Origin of the sequence: Delftia lacustris, from assembly GCF_040267515.1 — a bacterium.
Taxonomy (GTDB): domain Bacteria; phylum Pseudomonadota; class Gammaproteobacteria; order Burkholderiales; family Burkholderiaceae_C; genus Comamonas; species Comamonas tsuruhatensis.
In genome coordinates, this window is record NZ_CP141274.1 from 110475 (window position 1) to 126483 (window position 16009).

Consider the following 16009-nt stretch of genomic DNA (forward strand, 5'->3'; position numbering starts at 1 on the left):
GTGCCGGGCAGGCGGCAGGCAGCGCAGCCGCCTCGGCGTCAGTTCCGGGCGCAGGTCAACGTCCCTCGAATTGCGGCGTCTGCCTGGCGTGGAACGCCGCAATGCCGCGCGGCAGGTCGGCCGTGCGCGCACAGGCATCGAAGGCGCAGGCCTCGGCCGCCAGCTGCTCGCGCAGGCTGCGGTCCAGACCGGCGCGCATGAGGCGGCGCATATGGCCCAGCGCCACCGTGGGGCCGGCGGCCAGGCGCTGGGCCAGCTGCTGCACGGCGGCGTCGAGTTCGGCGGGCGGCAGGACACGGTTGATGAGGCTCAGGCGCTGCGCTTGGGCGCAGTCCAGGGTCTCGCCCAGCATGGCGATCTCCAGCGCGTTGCGCAGGCCCACGATGCGCGGCAGCGCCCAGGAGGCGCCCACGTCGCAGCTGGCGCCCAGGTTGATGTAGGCCAGGTTGAAGCGCGTGCCCTCGGCCGCGCAGACGAAGTCGGCCTGCAGCATCAGCGACAGGCCTGCGCCTGCCGCCGCGCCATGCACCTTGGCGATGACGGGCGCATCTAGCTGGCCCAGCAGCGCCACGGCCTCGTTGAGCGGCGCCAGCAGCTCGGCCGCGCCGCGCACGGGGTCGGCGGCCAGCGTGTCCAAGTCGCCGCCCGCCATGAAGGCGCGGCCTGCGCCTTCCAGCACCACGCAGCGCAGCGCGCGGTCCTGGGCCAGGGCGCGCACGGCGTCGCGCAGCGCCAGTGCCATGGGCACGTCGATGGCGTTGAGGGCGGCGGGGCGGTGGAAGGTCAGCGTGGCGATGGCGCCTTCGCGCTGCAGCTGCAGCGGGGTGTCTTGCGTATCGGTCATGGGAGGCTCAGTGGTACAGGGCGTCGATTTCGGCGGCGTAGGTCTTGTAGATGGACGAGCGGCGCACCTTCATCGTGGCCGTGACTTCGCCATCGTCGTGGTCCAGCTCCTTGGTCAGCAGATGGAAGCGCCGCACATGCGAGACCTGGGCCAGGCGCGCATTGCCCTGCGCGATCTCGGCCTCGATGAGCGCGCGCACCTCGGGCATCTCGGCCAGGGAGCGGAAATGCGTGAAGGCAATGCGCCGCGCCTGGGCCCATTGGCCCACGGTCTCGTAGTCGATCTGCACCAGCGCGCCCACGAACTTGCGGCCCTCGGCCACGACGATGCACTCCTTGATGAAGGGGCTGGCCTTCATGGTGTTCTCGATCTCCGAGGGCGTGAGGTTCTTGCCGCCGGCGGTGATCATGATGTCCTTGAGGCGGTCCACGATGCGCAGCTGGCCGCCCTGCACGCGCACCACGTCGCCCGTGTGCAGCCAGCCGTCCTGGATGCTTTGCGCCGTGGCCTCGGGGTTCTTGTAGTAGCCCGCGAAGACCATGTCGCCCTTGATCTGCAGTTCGCCGCTGTCGTCACCCTCGTGGCCCGCGCTGCTGCCGAGGCTGGCAATGCGCCATTGCACGCCTTCGGTGGCCACGCCCACGCTGCCCACGGCCACGTCATCCAGGCGGTGGCCGGTAACCATTCCCGTGGATTCGGTCAGCCCGTAGACCTCGATCAGCGGCACGCCCAGCGTGCGGAAAAAGCGCACCACGTCGGGTGGTATGGGCGCGGCGCCCGTGAGTGCCACGCGCGCCTCGCGCAGGCCGATGAAGTTCTGCAGTGCGCGCAGCACGCTCCAGTAGCTGGCGGCCCAGGTGAGGTGTTCGGCCAGGCTCCATTGCCTGCGGGGCTTTTCGGCCAGCGGCGCGCAGGCGGCCATGGCGCGCCGGTAGAGCGTGCGGCGCAGCGGCCCGGTCTCCTGCATCTTGATGCTGATGGCCGCATGCAGCTTTTCCCAGATGCGTGGCACGCCCAGGAACATGTTGGGCGCGACTTCGCGCAGGTCTTCCTGCACCGTGCGGATGGACTCGCCGAAGTGCACCTGCGAGCCCAGGTAGACCGGCACGAAGCTGGTCAGCATCTGCTCGGCCACGTGGCACAGCGGCAGGTAGGACAGGTGGCGCGTGCCGCCATCCAGCCCCAGCCGCTCGGCAATGCCGGGCACCACGCCGCGGATGTTGCGGTAGGTGATCATGGCGCCCTTGGGCTTGCCGGTGGAGCCCGAGGTGTAGATCATCAGCCCCACGTCATCCAGCGTCTGGCGTGCCAGCGCCTGTTCGATGGGGGCGCGGCTGGCGGCCTGGGCACCCAGGCGCTCGACCTCGTCGAAGGTGGTGATCAGTGCGCGCAGCTCGGGCGCAAGGCTGCGCAGGCCCTTGGTCTCCATGACGATGATTTTCTGCAGCTGCGGCAGCTCGGGCAGGGCGGCCAGCAGCTTGTCGGTCTGCTCCTGGTCCTCGCACACCATGATGGCGATGTCCGCGTGTCCGGCCACGTAGGCGACCTCGGGCGTGGGACTGGTGGGGTAGACGCCCACGGTGATGGCGCCGATCAGGCCCGCGCCCATCTGGGCCAGCACCCACTCGATGCGGTTCTCGGAGATCACGCCCATGTGGCCGCCTGGCGGCAGGCCCAGCTGCGCCAGGCCCAGCCCGAAGTGGCTGGCACGCTCGTGGTAGCGCGCCCAGCTGGTGGGCTTCCAGATGCCGAAGTCCTTTTGCCGTATGGCCACGCGCTGGGCATCGCTGCGCGCGCGTTCGGCCAGCATCTGGGGCAGGGTGAGTTCGGGAAGGTTCTTCATATCAATGACCCATCGCGCTGCCTGTGACACTGGCGTGCCCCCACACGGGAGCACCGAGGAAGGGCCGCCCCGCACCGAGGGTGCTGTCCCCCTCCCTCGCGAAGCGGGAGAGAGGGGGAAGGCGCGAAGCGACTCAGGGGGTGCTTCATGACAACCAGCGCTTGCGGCGCTTGTAGTGCTTCAGGTCGCGAAAACTTTTTGCCTCGCCGCCACCACCCATGCCCAGGTAGAACTCGCGCACGTCGGCATCCTGGGCCAGGCGTTCGGCCGGGCCGTCGATGACGATCTTTCCGTTCTCCATGATGTAGCCGCTGTGCGCCACGGCCAGGGCCACGGTGGCGTTCTGCTCGACCAGCAGCATGGAGGTGCCGCGCTCGGCATTGATGCGCGCGATGATGGTGAAGATGTCCTCCACCAGCTTGGGCGCCAGGCCCAGCGAGGGCTCGTCCAGCAGCATGAGCTGGGGCTCGGCGATCAGCGCGCGGCCAATGGCCAGCATCTGCTGCTCGCCGCCCGACAGGTAGCCGGCCAGGCCTTTGCGTCGCTCATGCAGGCGCGGGAAGTAGCTGTAGACCAGGTCGAAGTCGGGCTTGACTTGATGGCGGCCCGTGAGCGCGTAGGTCGCGGCCACGAGGTTTTCCTCCACCGTGAGGTCCTCGAACACGCGCCGGCCCTCCATCACATGCGACAGCCCCAGGCGCACCAGCTGCTGGGGCGCGTACTGCGCGGTGGACTGGCCGTTGTAGCGCACGCTGCCGCTGGCCAGCAGGCCGTCCTCCAGCGCCAGCAGTCCGGAGACGGCCTTGAGCGTGGTGCTCTTGCCCGCGCCGTTGCTGCCCAGCAGGGCCACGATCTGGCCGCGCGGAACGGCCAGCGACAGGCCCCGCAGGGCCTGCACGACCTTGTTGTAGATGACCTCGATGTTGTTGATTTCGAGGACCTTGTCCGTGGGCTGCTCGGTCATGTGCGGGCGTCTGTTCGGACGACAGTCAAAGTGCGATCCAGTCAGAGGCGGGCAGCATCTTCTGCGCCTTCATATCTGCCTTGTAGACGCGGCCCACGGGGATGGAATTGCCCTTGATGGTGATGGGCACGCCGATCAGTCCGCCCGTATCGAAGTCCTTGATGGAGTTGAGCGCTGCCTTGAGGTTGGGGCCGGTGAGCGGCTTGCCCGCGTCCAGGCAGCGCCTGGCCGATTCCACGAACAGCATGGCCGCCAGAAAGCCCTGGATATAGGCCGTGCTCTGGTACTCGGGGCGCAGCGCGCGGATCTTGTCCAGCATGGGCGCCTTGGCCGAGGTGTCGTAGTAGTAGCGGTAGGGCATGACGCCCATGAAGCCGTCGCCGGCCTCGCCCATCTTCATGACGGTGGAGCTGTCCATGGTCCAGAAGGTGCCCATCCATCGGCTGGTCATGCCCATCTGCTTGCCCTGCTGGATGAACTCGGGAATGGGCGCGAGGATGTAGCCGTGGAAGATGGTGTAGTCGGGCGCGGCGCGGCGCAGCTTGATGACTTCGGTGGACACGTCCACGCTGCCGGGCGGCGTCATCAGCTTGGCCACCATGTTCAGGCCCAGCTTCTTGGCGGCCGCTTCGCTGGCCTCGATGGGGTCGCGGCCGAATTCGGAGTCGGAGTAGACGAAGGCCACCTTGGCACCCGGCTTTTCCTTGGCGATGTGCTTGAGCAGGATGCCGAACATCTCCGTGTAGTCGGGCCCCACGAGGAACTGGTTCGGGTACTTGGCCGGGTTGTTGAGTTCGGTGGCGAAGGAGGCGCCCGCCATGAGGATGGCGCCGTTGCGGTCCAACTCGGGGTTGATGGTCTTGGAAAAGCCCGTGGAGTCGCCGTAGTAGAGGTTGACCTTGTTCTGGCTGGTGATCTTCTTGAACGCGGCCACCGAGACATCGACCTTGTAGCCCGTGTCCTCGGGCACGTAGCGGACCTTGCGGCCCTTGATGCCGCCGGCCTCGTTGACGATCTTCACGTAGTCGCCCATGCCGGCATTGATGCCCACGCCCGCGAAGGCGAACACGCCCGTCATGGGGATGGAGCCGCCGATCACGATGTCTTCGCCACCGGCCTGGGCGCGGGCGGCCAGCGGCGCGGCCAGGCTGGCGCCGGCCGCCAGCAGCAGGCTGCGGCGGCGCGAGGAAGTCGGGTGTTGCTGCATGCTTGTCTCCTTTTGCTTGTCGTGCGCGGCGCCGCCTCAATTGCGGAAGGGCCACAGGTGGAAGAAGCGGCGCAGGCGCCGCCACATTTGTGCGAGCCCCTGCGGCTCGAAGACCAGAAAGACGATGATCAGCAGCCCGAACACCATGGTGCGCACGGGCGACAGGAAGACGGTGAGCTCGGAGCCGCCGGGCAGCAGGTCCACGATGAGCTTGAGCAGCTCCGGCACCATGGTCATGAAGACCGCGCCCAGGATGGAGCCCAGGATGGAGCCCATGCCGCCGACGATGATGGCCGCGAGAAAGAAGATGGACATCAAGAGCGGAAAGCTCTCAGGCGTGACCACACGGAAGAAGTACGCCCACAGCCCGCCCGCCACGCCCGCGTAGAACGAGGACAGCCCGAACGACAGCAGCTTGTAGCGCAGCAGCGGTATGCCCAGCACCTCGGCCGAGATGTCGCGGTCGCGGATGGCGATGAAGGCGCGGCCTGTGCGTGTGCGAAACAGGTTGGCCGCGCCCAGCAGCATCAGCAGCGTGACCGGCACGATCACCCAGTACAGCCGGAACGACGTATCCAGCGCCACGCCGAACACCGTGGCCGGCTGCAGCGTCAGGCCGGCCGTGCCGCCCGTGAGCCTGAGGTTGGCGAACAGGAAGTGCGCGATGAACGAGGCCGCGATGGTGGCAATCGCCAGGTACAGGCCCTTGACGCGCAGCGAGGGCAGGCCCACCACGATGCCGCCCAGCATGGCCACGAAGCCGCCCGCCAGCAGGTTGAACAGCACGGGCGTGCCCCAGCGCGCCTGCACGATGGCCACCGTATAGGCGCCCAGGCCCATGAAGGCGGCCTGGCCCAGGCTCACCAGGCCCGTGTAGCCCGTGAGGATGTTCAGCCCCGTGGCGCTGGCCACGTTGATGCTGACCAGGCAGGCCAGGTACAGCCAGTAGTCGCTGGCCATGAAGGGGAACAGCACCAGCAGCGCGCCGGCCACGGCCAGCCAGATGCGTTGCGTGCGGGAGTCGAACAGCGCCGCATCGGCGATGTAGCTTTCCTTGAGGGTGCCTATGCGCATGCTGCCGTCTTTCTGAAGCTGTCTAGAGCCGCTCGATCTCGTGTGTGCCGAACAGGCCGTAGGGCCTGAGCATCAGCACCACGACCAGCACGATGAAGGTGGCCAGCAGCTTGTATTCGCCGCCCAGGTAGGCGCCGGCCAGCGCCTCCACCAGGCCGATGAACAGGCCGCCGACCAGGGCGCCCAGCACGCTGTCCAGCCCGCCCACGATGACGACCACCAGCACCGACAGGCCGAACACGCCCATGCTCGACGAGATGCCGCCGATGGAGCCGACGATGATTCCCGACACGGCGGCGATCATGGCCGACACCGCCCACGCCAGCGAGAACACGCGCGGCACATTGATGCCCACCGAATAGGCCGCTGCCTGGTCGCTGGCCGTCGCACGCAGGGCCACGCCGCCGCGCCAGTAGCGGAACACCAGCAGCACGGCCGCGATGAAGACCACGGCCACGGCTGCGCCCCAGGCCACCTTGGGCGCGAGAAAGGCCTCGCCGATCATCACGGGCTGCGTGGGCATGAACTCGGGCAGGCGGCGCTGGTCGGCCGTCCAGATCAGCTCCACCAGGCCCACCAGCACCGAGGCCAGGCCCACGGTGACCATGAACACCGAGATCGGCGGCTCGCCCAGCAGCGGCCGGATCATGGTGCGCTCGATCAGCGCGCCCAGCAGCCCCGTGCCCAGCACGGCGGCGGGAATGGCCAGCCACAGCGGCAGCGCGAACATGGCCGCGAAGGTGAAGAACAGGTAGGCGCCCACCATCAGCAGCTCGCCGATGGCGATGTTGACCACGCGCGTGGCCTTGTAGACCACCACGAAGGCCAGCGCGGCCAGCGCATACAGGCCGCCGCCGGCCAGGCCCGTGAGGGCGATCTCGAACAGGTAGGCCCAGTCCATCATGCGGCCCTCTGTGCCATGGCGGGCAGGTGCTCGGTGGACGCTGGCCGTTCGGCTGCGCCGCGCAGCCGCTGGCGCAGCTCGCCCACGTCGCCCGCGCCCAGGTAGGCCCGGTTCACCTCGGGATCGGCCTGCACAAGGGCGGGCGTGCCCTGGGCGATGACCTGGCCGAAGTTGAGCACCACCACATGGTCGGACAGGTCCATGACCATGCCCATGTCGTGCTCCACCATGAGCACGGTCACGCCCCATTCGGCGCGCACGTCCAGGATGAAGCGCGCCATGTCCTCGGTCTCCTCGCGGTTCATGCCGGCCACGGGCTCGTCCAGCATCAGGATGCGCGGCTGCATGGCCAGGGCGCGCGCCATCTCCACGCGCTTTTGCAGCCCGTACGACAGGGCGGCCACGGGCGCATGACGGATGTGGTCTATCTCCAGGAAATCGATGATGCGCTCCTCGATGTCGCGGCGCAGCTCGGCCTCTTCGCGGCGAGCGCGGCCCAGGTAGAGCAGGGCGTCGAGCACGTTGGTGCGCAGGTGGGCGTGGCGGCCCAGCTTGATGTTGTCCAGCACCGTCATGCCCCGGAACAGCGCAATGTTCTGGAAGCTGCGCCCCAGGCCCAGCCGCGCACGGCGCGGCGCCGGCATGCGCGTGATGTCTTCGCCCTGGAAGCGGATGGAGCCGCCCGTGGGCCGGTAAAAGCCCGAGATGGTGTTGAACAGCGACGTCTTGCCCGCGCCGTTGGGGCCGATCACCGCCGTGATCGAGCCGGGCTGCACATCGAAGCCCACGCCCGACAGCGCCTTCACGCCGCCAAAGGCGAGCGTGATGCCATCGACCTGCAGCAAGGGGGCGGGCGGGCCGCCGTCGGGGTGTGTCTCCATGGCTGTCTCGTGCGTTGGTTCGTCGAGCCGGGCAGGAGCCTACTGATGCGTAGGCTGTTTACTTTGGAGTAGATTCTGGTTGTCGCCCACCGCATGCAGCATCGGTGATTTCCCCGGTGCACCCGCCGCCATGAAGCCATCGAGCCCTGAAACCAAGACCCGACCCAGCCCCGGAACCCGCGCCCGCAAAGGCCGTGCGGCGCCCGCCGTGGACTCGCCCTGGAGCGGCACGCCCGACCGCGAGCAGCAGCGCGAGGCCAAGCGCCAGGCCGTGCTGCAGGCCGCCGCGCAGCTGTTCAACGAGCGCGGCTTCTCCGCCACCTCGCTGGACGACATCGCCGCGCGGCTGGGCGTGAGCAAGCCCACGCTGTACTACTACGTCAAGAACAAGGACGAGATCCTGCTGCAGTGCGTGAACCAGGGCCTGGCCATGACGCTGGAAGGCATCGAGGCCTCGCGCCGCGCAGGTGGCCAGGCCGTGGACCAGCTGCGCGCCTGCATGCAGGTCTATGCGCGCATCGTCACCATGGACTTCGGCATGTGCCTGATCCGTGTCGGCGACGAACAGGTCCCCCCCGACAGCCGCCGCGAACTGCGCCGCCAGAAGGCCGCCATAGACCAGGCCTTCCGGCGCCTGGTGGCCGCTGGCGTGCAGGAGGGCTCCCTGGCCCCCTGCGACCCCAAGATGACCGCCTTCGTGATTGCCGGCGCGCTCAGCTGGATAGGCCGCTGGTACCAGCCCGGCGGCCAGTACTCGGCCGAGGAAGTGGCGCAGCAGTGCATTGATACCTTGATGGGGGGGGTGTTGCGCAGGGCGGAGCCTGCTCGGCGCGCGGCCTCCGCAAAGCGCGCGGCAAACCCTTCCAAGGATTGAGCCGAAGCCGCACATGCCCGCAGAGCTTTGGTTCTATAGAGGTGTTTCCAAGAGCCTAAAAGAGCCTCCGGCAACTTTGGGGCGCTTTATAAGTCGTTGTGGGGAAACAGTTTTTCGCACTCTCTAAAAGAGGCTAAAGAACTTGGCATCTTTTGGACTCATAGACCGGTCTTGATGCCACGGCCCAAACGCTGCAGATATCAATCCGACAAATGCCATCGTGCCCAACGGCGCGCACCCATCAGCTGGAGGCGCCCCTCATTGCGCAGCTCTTTCAGCAGATCCTGAACGGCACTCATTGGCAAGGACGGCAGCACCTGCCGCAGTTCGGCCAGCGCAGCACCATGCTCTCTGTGCTTTGTGAGGTGTTTGAGCAGCAGCGCCTTGTTGGTCTCTCTGTCCAGGCCGCGTTGCCGGGTATGCGTTCCTTTGGCGCCCAAAGACGCATACAAGGCCTCGGACAGGATGTAGCGCGTCCCTTTGCCCCGACCTATGGATTCCACCGCTCCCGCCGCCAGCAGGCCTGCAAGGCGTTCCCTCAAAGGGGCAGACAGCGGCTTTTCCTGTTGCAGGCATTCCAGCGCGAGGTAGTCCAATGTCGAGAAGCTGCTCAGCTTCTCTTCGCCGAGGTGCTCCATGAAGCGTACGAAGGCCGGGTTGCGAACTCCGCCTTCCAGGGTCAGCCGTACTTCGTGGGCGGATGTTCCTGCAAGGCTGGGCAGGGGCTTGCCTTGTCGCACCGCGCTTTCCACCATGAGATTCAGGCCTTGACCAGAGCGCTCGATCAAGCCGCAGCGGGCGAGGGCTTCGGCGAGTCTGCGATTGCGCGGATTCTGTTGGTCAATGATGTTCTCGGGCGTGATTCCGGGCGGCAGCCCTCCCGGGCTGATCACCTCCAGCCGCTTGGAAAATTGCCTGACGAAAATCGAACCACCCAGGCGATAGTCCCTATGGGCAACCGCATTCAGGAGCGCTTCCCGGACCGGAACCTCGGCAAATGTCGGCAGGTCCATGCGGAAAAAGTCGTCCTGGTAGCTTTGGCGGTCATTGCGCAAGTTGATCTTTTTCCAGAGCGCGTCCTGCCACGCAAAAAAGCCCTCTCGAAACTCTTCGCGATCGGCAGCCGGTCCTGCCGCTTCGGACGACCGGTATTCAAAGACCAGCTCCGCCTGGGCCAACCATCTTGTCAGAGCCGCTCTTTTGCCGAACAGGATGAGCGCGGCATAGCTCACCTGATTGCCTTCTACGAGCAACTCTGCATCCCGCAGGGTCTGTTCGTCGCTCAGTTCGCGTCTGCGAGCGGTATTGCCTTTGCGAGCCCAGCGCTCCCGGAACAATGCAATGGATGACGGCTCCAGATCCTCCAGCGTGGCCCCTGGGCATGGCTGTGCCGAGAAGTCGGGGCCGGTTTCATCGAAGATGGCCCGCAGTTCTTGCGCGCTCATTGCCGCCAGATCATCGCCGGCCCGTTTGAGAAAGCTGCCGTCGATCTGCCATGCCGTGCCCGGCAGCCGGGAGGGCACACGCACAACCAGCACACGGCCTTGCGGCAGGCGCAGTTCCTCAACAGGGATACGGTGGCCCAGTCTCTGGTGCAATCCGGCCTCGGTGCGGCCCGGGTCTTCGAGCGCCTGCGTACCCACGATGAGGCGAGGTCGTCTGTCGGTCACGCCCAGCACGATGGCGCCGCCGCCTTCGTTGGCCAGGGCTACGCAGTACTTGAGCAGTTTTTCAAAGTCATAGCGCTGCTTGGCTTCCTTGAACTCAAGCCGCTGACCTTCAGGCTCAAGCAACCATTGGTGAAGCTGGGTGGGGTGATAAGCATGCCCACAGCTTAAATTAAGCGCCACTTCCCACTGTGTCGGGCGCCGCCAGATCATCCAAGATCGGGCAGTCCGGCCGGTCGTCGCCGTGGCAGCAGTGCACCAATGTCTTGAGCGTGCGCTGCATGGCCTGCATGGCGGCGATGCGCTCGGTCAGTGCGTCGATGTGGCGCTGGGCGATGTCCTTGACCTGGCTGCTGGCACGGCTCTTGTCCTGCCACAGGCCCAGCAAGGTGGCGATCTCGTCCATGGAGAAACCGAGGTCGCGGGCGCGGCGGATGAAGCGCAGGGCGTGCACGTCGGACTCGGCGTACTGGCGGTAGCCGCCGTCCGTGCGGTGCATGGGCGGCAGCAGGCCCTGGGCTTCGTAGTGGCGCACCATGCGCGCCGAGACACCGGCGCGGCGCGCGGCCTCGCCGATGGAGACGGGCCAGTGCTGTGCTTGGGCGGACATGGTGCGTGTCACTCCGGGGACTCAGGCGACCTTGTAGCCTTCTTCGGCGATGGCCGCGCCCAGCGCCTCGCGGCTGGCGCTGCTGTCGACTTCCACGCGCTGGGCGGCGCGATCGATTTTTACCTGGGCCTGGTCATCCACGCCCTGCACGGCCTGGGTGACGGCGCGTTCGCAGTGGCCGCAGGTCATGCCCTGCACGGTGAAAACATGTTGCATTTCTAGCTCCTGGTTGGGGCGCGCCGAAGTGGCGCAAGCCATGGACGGCATGTTGAACCCTGACACCATGGCAAGGTCAAGCGCCTGGCTGGGCAAGGGTTGATTTGGCCCAACTCGATGTGAGTCGGCCGGCTCAATGATCCGCTGCAATGGCCGATAGATCGAAAAGAGCCGTGAATATGCAAAAACCGTCATAGACCATTGGCGATCATCTGACAAACTGCAACAATTTGTATTTACGTTGGCGCTATGCATTTGGAGACCGTGCGTGCGCCCTGACTGACAGAGAGGAAAACGGTCATGAACTTGTTGGGAATGATGCGGGCTTTCACGATCCGCACGCGGATGCTGGGTGCCATCGCCATGGTGCTGGTGCTGCTGGGTCTGCTGGGCGGAGCCGGGATGCTGGGCATGTTCCGCATCCATGGCATGAGTCAGCAGTTCATGCATACCTCGTACGCCAAGATGGGCTACATGGTGGAGTTGCGCGCCGAGCTGGGCGCGGTGCGCGCCCATGAAAAGGACATGATCATCCAGTACGAGCGTGCCGACGAGGTGCGCAAGGCCCACGGGCAGTGGCTGGCGGCCATCGAGCGCGTCAAGGCCGTGGCGGGGCGTTTTCTGAAGGACGAGGACCCTGCCGACGATGCCATCGTCAGCGGCATCTCCGACCGTGTGGACCGCTACCGCCAGCAGTTCGAGCACATTGCGCGCCAGCTGGAGGCCGGTGGCTACGACACGGCCACCACGGCCAACCGCATGAGCGGCAAGGCCATGGCCGAGGTGGCCGAGGTCGAAAAGCTCATCGCCCAGCTCGACCAGCTGCTGCGCCAGCAGGTCGATGCCATGGCCGCCGAGGAGCAGGGCGTGGCCGAGCAGACGCAGTGGATCTTCGTTGCCGCCGTGGTGCTCACGGTGCTGGTGGTGGTGCCGCTGACGCTGATGAACATGCTGTCCATCTGCCGCCCCCTGGTGCAGGCGCGCCAGACGGCGCTGACCATCGCCCAGGGCGACCTGTCGCAGAGCGTGAAGGTGGAGGGCAAGGACGAGGTGGCCGACCTGCAGCGCGCGCTGGACCAGATGCAGCAGAGCCTGGGCTCCATGGTGACCCAGGTGCGCGACGCCAGCGGCAACATCGCCACGGCCAGCCAGGAGATCGCCACGGGCAACCAGGACCTGTCCTCGCGCACAGAGCAGACGGCCAGCAATGTGCAGGAGACCGTGGCCTCGCTGTCCCAGCTCACGGCCACGGTGCAGCAGACGGCATCGTCCTCGCAGCTGGCCAACCAGCTGGCGGCCTCTGCCTCGACCACGGCCACGCGCGGTGGCGACGTGGTGGCCCAGGCCGTGGTGAGCATGCAGGAGATCACGACCTCCAGCCGCAAGATCGGCGACATCATCGGCCTGATCGACTCCATCGCCTTCCAGACCAACATCCTGGCGCTGAACGCCGCCGTGGAAGCGGCGCGCGCCGGCGAGCAGGGCCGCGGCTTTGCCGTGGTGGCGGCCGAGGTGCGATCCCTGGCCCAGCGCTCGGCCCAGGCGGCCAGCGAGATCAAGGCGCTGATCCAGACCAGCGTGCAGGCCGTGGACGTGGGCGTGCGCCAGGTGGAGGATGCTGGCAAGACCATGAAGGAGATCGTGGACAGCGTGCAGCGCGTGGGCGACATCATTGGCGAGATCACGGCGGCTTCCAGCGAGCAGTCGGGCGGCATCGGCCAGGTCAACCAGGCCGTGGGCGACATCGACCGCATGACGCAGCAGAACGCAGCCCTGGTCGAGGAATCAGCCGCCGCTGCCGAGTCGCTGCGCGAGCAGGCCGCGCGCCTGGCGCAGGTGGTGGGCCAGTTCCGCATTGCCGGTGCGGCCGTGGCATCCATGGGCTCGCATGCTTCCTACGGCCGTCCCTCCCAGGGCCAGCCCAGCCTGGCACCGGCCGCAGGCCGCGCCTCGCTGGCCTCTGGCCGTGACACGCGCGAGACCCAGCTGCTGGAACACGCCTGAGATAGCGGACGCAGGGACAGGGGCCCGGACCCTGTTCCACGTGAATCGTCTGGATAAAAAAAGCGGAGTGCGATGCACTCCGCTTTTTGTTTGTGCGGCCGCCAATCAGGCCTGGCGCGCGAACGGGTAGTCGATATAGCCCTCTGCGCCGCCGCCGTAGAACAGGCTGGAGTTCCAGGGGGTCAGCGGCAGGTCGTCGTGCAGGCGGTGGACCAGGTCGGGATTGGAGATGAAGGCCTTGCCGAAGGCCACGATATCGGCGTGGCCGCTTTCCACGGCGCGCAGGGCCATGTCGCGGTCATAGCCGTTGTTGACCATCCAGGCGCCCTGGCCGCCGGCCTGGCGGTAGGCGGATTTGAGGGCCGCGTAGTCGAAGGGCCGGTCCGGCAATTCACGCGGGCCGCCGGTGGAGCCTTCGATGATGTGGATGTAGGCCAGGCCCAGCGGCGCCAGCTGGCGCACCACGTATTCGAACAGTGGCTGGGGATCGGCATCTGCGATGTCGTTGGCCGGCGTCACGGGCGACAGGCGGATGCCCACGCGGCCGCCGCCCACGGCATCGGCGGCCGCGCGCGTGCATTCGAGCAGCAGGCGGGCGCGGTTCTCGATGCTGCCGCCGTAGTCGTCATCGCGCCGGTTGGCTCCGGTCTTGAGGAACTGGTCCAGCAGGTAGCCGTTGGCGCCGTGCAGCTCCACGCCGTCGAAACCGGCCGTCTCCACGGCATTGCGCGCGGCCACGGCGAAGCTGTGGACGATGGCGGGAAGCTCCTGCTGGGCGAGCGCGCGCGGCGCGGAGGTGGGCACGAACTGGCCCTTGCCCGAGTCCTCGTCGATCACATAGGTCTTGGATCTGGCCGCCACCGGGGACGGTCCCACGGGCGCCTGGCCTTCGGGCTGCAGCGAGGTGTGCGAGACCCGGCCCACATGCCACAGCTGGGTGACGATGCGCCCGCCCTCCTTGTGCACGGCGTCGGTCACGCGCTTCCAGCCGTCGAGCTGCTCGCTGCCGTACAGGCCCGGCACATGGGCATAGCCCTGGCCCTGGTGGCTGATGGCCGTGCCTTCGCTGATCAGCAGGCCGGCGCTGGCGCGCTGGGCGTAGTAGGTGACCATGATGTCGTTGGGCAGGGCCTGGGGTGCGCGGTTGCGCGTCAGCGGCGCCATGGCGATGCGGTTGGGCAGGCGCAGTTCGCCAGCCTGTATGGGTTCGAACAGAGAGGTCATGCAACGGGGCTTTCTGTGCGTGAAGCAAAAGCGCCGCCCGTGCGGGCGGCGCGGCGTACGGCACAGATTACGCCCATGGAATCAATCGTGCAGGCCAGGGATTTGCGCGCTGTCGTGCAGGCGACGGTGCTGCGCCACGAGTCGGCCCAGCGCCTGCATCTGCGCCGTCACGAAGCTGCGCGTGGCGGCATCGGTGCACAGGCCCTGGCTGTCGAATTTCTGCGCCGCCTGGCCCACGAAGACCTCGGGCCGGGCCAGCACGTCGGCTTCCATGCACTGCAATACCTTGCGCAGTTCGTACTGCACCCGCGCCCCGCCCAGCGGGCCCGGCGAGGCCGAGACAAGGGCCACGGGCTTGTGCCGAAATGGTTGGTCTTCGCCACGCGAGATCCAGTCCAGCGCATTCTTGAACATGCCTGGAATGGAGAAGTTGTACTCGGGCGTGGCCAGCACCACGGCGTCGGCACGGCGGATGCGCTCGCGCAACTGGTGCACGGGTTCCGGCATGCCCGTGGCCAGCAGGTCGGCATCCAGCGGCGGCAGCGCGCGCCAGTCGCAGACCTGCATCGTGGCCTGGGGTGGCAGGCATTCGCCCGCCAGCTCCAGCAGCAGGCGGTTCAGGGAATGGCGGCGCAGGCTGCCGCACAGTCCGATGATGTCCATGGCGTCAGGCCTGCAGCGCGATGCCGACCTGCTGGATGACGCCGCGCCAGCGCGCGATCTCGGCGCCCACCATGGCACGCATCTCCTCGGGGCTGCAGGGCGTGGCCGCGCTGCCTGCGCTGGCCAGGGCCTGGAGCAGGTCGGGCTCCTTCAGGGCCTTGTGGGTTTCGGCGGCCAGCCTTTGCACCACGTCGGCGGGCGTGCCTGCGGGCGCGGCCAGGCCCAGCCAGGAGCGCACCTCGAAGCCGGGCAGCACGGCCGAGGCCGGCGGCACCTCGGGCAGGGTGGGCCAGGCCTGGGCGCTGGTGACAGCCAGGGCGCGCAGCCGGCCCGACTTGATGTGCGGCATGGCCACGGTCAGCGTGTCGCTGAGCACGTCCACATCGCCCGCTATCACGGCCTGCACGGGTGCGCCGCCGCCCCGGTAGGGCACGTGCAGCAGCTGCACCTTGGCCGTGGAGCCCAGCAGCTCGCCGGCCATGTGCTGGGTGGAGCCCACGCCCACCGAGGTGAAGGTGATGCGTCCCGGCTCCTTGCGGGCCATGGCCAGCAGATCGGCGAGGGTCCTGGCGGGATGCTCGGCGCGCACGGCCACCACGAAGGGAAAGGACGAGACGGTGGAGACAAAGGCGAAGTCCTTGACCGCGTCGTAGGGCAGCGATTTGCGCAGCGCGGCCGACACGGTGTGCGCGCCCGTGAGCATGACCAGGCTGTAGCCGTCCGGCACCGCCTTGGCCACGAAGTTGCTGGCAATGGAGCCGCCCGCGCCGCTCTTGATCTCCACCACCACGGGCTGCCTGAGCGATTCCTGCAGCTTCTGGGCCACGAGCCGGGCCACCACGTCGGCATTGCCGCCCGCGCCAAAGCCGTGGATCAATTGAATGGGCCGGTTGGGAAAACCGCCCTGGGCCCGGGCCGTGGGCAGGGCGAGTGAGGCGGCGCCTGCAAGCAGGGCCGCGCGTCGGGTGATGGCATTCATGTCGTGTCTCCTTTTTTTGTATTGCGCGCGGCGGACGTGTCCAGTGGCCTGGCAG

The 16009-nt window shown here is 67.4% G+C and carries 15 protein-coding genes; 2 read left to right on the plus strand and 13 right to left on the minus strand.

From position 1 onward, the window contains the following. Positions 1 to 55: 55 nt before the first annotated feature. From U6958_RS01950 to U6958_RS01980, 7 genes are all read right to left on the minus strand, one after another. Complete coding sequence (locus U6958_RS01950; RefSeq protein ID WP_074921154.1) at positions 56 to 844, minus strand: enoyl-CoA hydratase/isomerase family protein; 789 nt, start codon at positions 842 to 844, stop codon at positions 56 to 58. Positions 845 to 851: 7 nt separating this feature from the next. Next, positions 852 to 2687, minus strand: coding sequence for a long-chain fatty acid--CoA ligase (locus U6958_RS01955; RefSeq protein ID WP_074921155.1), 1836 nt, complete (start codon positions 2685 to 2687; stop codon positions 852 to 854). 145 nt (positions 2688 to 2832) lie between these two features. Further along, complete coding sequence (locus U6958_RS01960) at positions 2833 to 3651, minus strand: ABC transporter ATP-binding protein (protein WP_016447277.1); 819 nt, start codon at positions 3649 to 3651, stop codon at positions 2833 to 2835. A 25-nt stretch (positions 3652 to 3676) separates the two neighbouring features. Beyond that, on the minus strand, positions 3677 to 4858 hold the full coding sequence (locus tag U6958_RS01965; protein WP_016447278.1) for an ABC transporter substrate-binding protein: 1182 nt from the start codon (positions 4856 to 4858) through the stop codon (positions 3677 to 3679). Between the two features lie 36 nt (positions 4859 to 4894). Continuing rightward, positions 4895 to 5932: a branched-chain amino acid ABC transporter permease gene (locus tag U6958_RS01970; RefSeq protein WP_046239407.1), complete on the minus strand. Its 1038-nt coding sequence runs from the start codon at positions 5930 to 5932 to the stop codon at positions 4895 to 4897. Between the two features lie 22 nt (positions 5933 to 5954). Continuing rightward, complete coding sequence (locus U6958_RS01975; RefSeq protein ID WP_017406956.1) at positions 5955 to 6836, minus strand: branched-chain amino acid ABC transporter permease; 882 nt, start codon at positions 6834 to 6836, stop codon at positions 5955 to 5957. After that, positions 6833 to 7717, minus strand: coding sequence for an ABC transporter ATP-binding protein (locus tag U6958_RS01980; RefSeq protein WP_074921156.1), 885 nt, complete (start codon positions 7715 to 7717; stop codon positions 6833 to 6835). The genes U6958_RS01975 and U6958_RS01980 overlap by 4 nt, the downstream gene beginning before the upstream one ends. Before the next feature lie 130 nt (positions 7718 to 7847). On the opposite strand from U6958_RS01980, the gene U6958_RS01985 reads away from it, so the two are divergent. Then, positions 7848 to 8591 carry a TetR/AcrR family transcriptional regulator gene (locus U6958_RS01985; protein ID WP_016452290.1) on the plus strand — a complete coding sequence of 248 codons (744 nt, stop codon included), beginning with the start codon at positions 7848 to 7850 and terminating at the stop codon, positions 8589 to 8591. A gap of 200 nt (positions 8592 to 8791) precedes the next feature. Here the strand turns inward: U6958_RS01985 and U6958_RS01990 are convergent, their stop codons facing one another. From U6958_RS01990 to U6958_RS02000, 3 genes are read right to left on the minus strand one after another with little or no spacing between them, the layout of a single operon-like run. Next, positions 8792 to 10471, minus strand: coding sequence for an ATP-binding protein (locus U6958_RS01990; RefSeq protein WP_244160459.1), 1680 nt, complete (start codon positions 10469 to 10471; stop codon positions 8792 to 8794). Continuing rightward, entirely contained in the window at positions 10431 to 10868 is a 438-nt protein-coding gene (gene cueR, locus U6958_RS01995) for a Cu(I)-responsive transcriptional regulator (protein WP_046985949.1), read from the minus strand. Before cueR ends, U6958_RS01990 begins: the two co-directional genes overlap by 41 nt. A gap of 21 nt (positions 10869 to 10889) precedes the next feature. Then, positions 10890 to 11084, minus strand: a complete 195-nt coding sequence (locus tag U6958_RS02000; RefSeq protein ID WP_012201975.1) for a heavy-metal-associated domain-containing protein — start codon at positions 11082 to 11084, stop codon at positions 10890 to 10892. Positions 11085 to 11384: 300 nt separating this feature from the next. Here U6958_RS02000 and U6958_RS02005 point away from each other — a divergent pair, with 300 nt between their 5' ends. Beyond that, the gene (locus tag U6958_RS02005) at positions 11385 to 13088 is read left to right on the plus strand and encodes a methyl-accepting chemotaxis protein (RefSeq protein ID WP_016447285.1); all 1704 of its coding nucleotides are present in this window, start codon (positions 11385 to 11387) and stop codon (positions 13086 to 13088) included. A gap of 105 nt (positions 13089 to 13193) precedes the next feature. On the opposite strand, the gene U6958_RS02010 is transcribed toward U6958_RS02005, so the two are convergent. From U6958_RS02010 to U6958_RS02020, 3 genes are all read right to left on the minus strand, one after another. Continuing rightward, positions 13194 to 14312: an alkene reductase gene (locus U6958_RS02010; protein WP_016452289.1), complete on the minus strand. Its 1119-nt coding sequence runs from the start codon at positions 14310 to 14312 to the stop codon at positions 13194 to 13196. Positions 14313 to 14393: 81 nt separating this feature from the next. After that, positions 14394 to 14975: an NADPH-dependent FMN reductase gene (locus tag U6958_RS02015; protein ID WP_074921158.1), complete on the minus strand. Its 582-nt coding sequence runs from the start codon at positions 14973 to 14975 to the stop codon at positions 14394 to 14396. 4 nt (positions 14976 to 14979) lie between these two features. Then, positions 14980 to 15954 carry a tripartite tricarboxylate transporter substrate binding protein gene (locus U6958_RS02020; protein WP_074921159.1) on the minus strand — a complete coding sequence of 325 codons (975 nt, stop codon included), beginning with the start codon at positions 15952 to 15954 and terminating at the stop codon, positions 14980 to 14982. Between the last annotated feature and the right edge of the window lie 55 nt (positions 15955 to 16009).

Excerpts from the sequence above, each read along its gene's own strand:
- U6958_RS01950 (WP_074921154.1), bottom strand. The coding sequence starts at position 844 with ATGACCGATACGCAAGACACCCCGCTGCAGCTGCAGCGCGAAGGCGCC.
- U6958_RS01955 (WP_074921155.1), bottom strand. The coding sequence starts at position 2,687 with ATGAAGAACCTTCCCGAACTCACCCTGCCCCAGATGCTGGCCGAACGC.
- U6958_RS01960 (WP_016447277.1), bottom strand. The coding sequence starts at position 3,651 with ATGACCGAGCAGCCCACGGACAAGGTCCTCGAAATCAACAACATCGAG.
- U6958_RS01965 (WP_016447278.1), bottom strand. The coding sequence starts at position 4,858 with ATGCAGCAACACCCGACTTCCTCGCGCCGCCGCAGCCTGCTGCTGGCG.
- U6958_RS01970 (WP_046239407.1), bottom strand. The coding sequence starts at position 5,932 with ATGCGCATAGGCACCCTCAAGGAAAGCTACATCGCCGATGCGGCGCTG.
- U6958_RS01975 (WP_017406956.1), bottom strand. The coding sequence starts at position 6,836 with ATGATGGACTGGGCCTACCTGTTCGAGATCGCCCTCACGGGCCTGGCC.
- U6958_RS01980 (WP_074921156.1), bottom strand. The coding sequence starts at position 7,717 with ATGGAGACACACCCCGACGGCGGCCCGCCCGCCCCCTTGCTGCAGGTC.
- U6958_RS01985 (WP_016452290.1), top strand. The coding sequence starts at position 7,848 with ATGAAGCCATCGAGCCCTGAAACCAAGACCCGACCCAGCCCCGGAACC.
- U6958_RS01990 (WP_244160459.1), bottom strand. The coding sequence starts at position 10,471 with ATGATCTGGCGGCGCCCGACACAGTGGGAAGTGGCGCTTAATTTAAGC.
- cueR (WP_046985949.1), bottom strand. The coding sequence starts at position 10,868 with ATGTCCGCCCAAGCACAGCACTGGCCCGTCTCCATCGGCGAGGCCGCG.
- U6958_RS02000 (WP_012201975.1), bottom strand. The coding sequence starts at position 11,084 with ATGCAACATGTTTTCACCGTGCAGGGCATGACCTGCGGCCACTGCGAA.
- U6958_RS02005 (WP_016447285.1), top strand. The coding sequence starts at position 11,385 with ATGAACTTGTTGGGAATGATGCGGGCTTTCACGATCCGCACGCGGATG.
- U6958_RS02010 (WP_016452289.1), bottom strand. The coding sequence starts at position 14,312 with ATGACCTCTCTGTTCGAACCCATACAGGCTGGCGAACTGCGCCTGCCC.
- U6958_RS02015 (WP_074921158.1), bottom strand. The coding sequence starts at position 14,975 with ATGGACATCATCGGACTGTGCGGCAGCCTGCGCCGCCATTCCCTGAAC.
- U6958_RS02020 (WP_074921159.1), bottom strand. The coding sequence starts at position 15,954 with ATGAATGCCATCACCCGACGCGCGGCCCTGCTTGCAGGCGCCGCCTCA.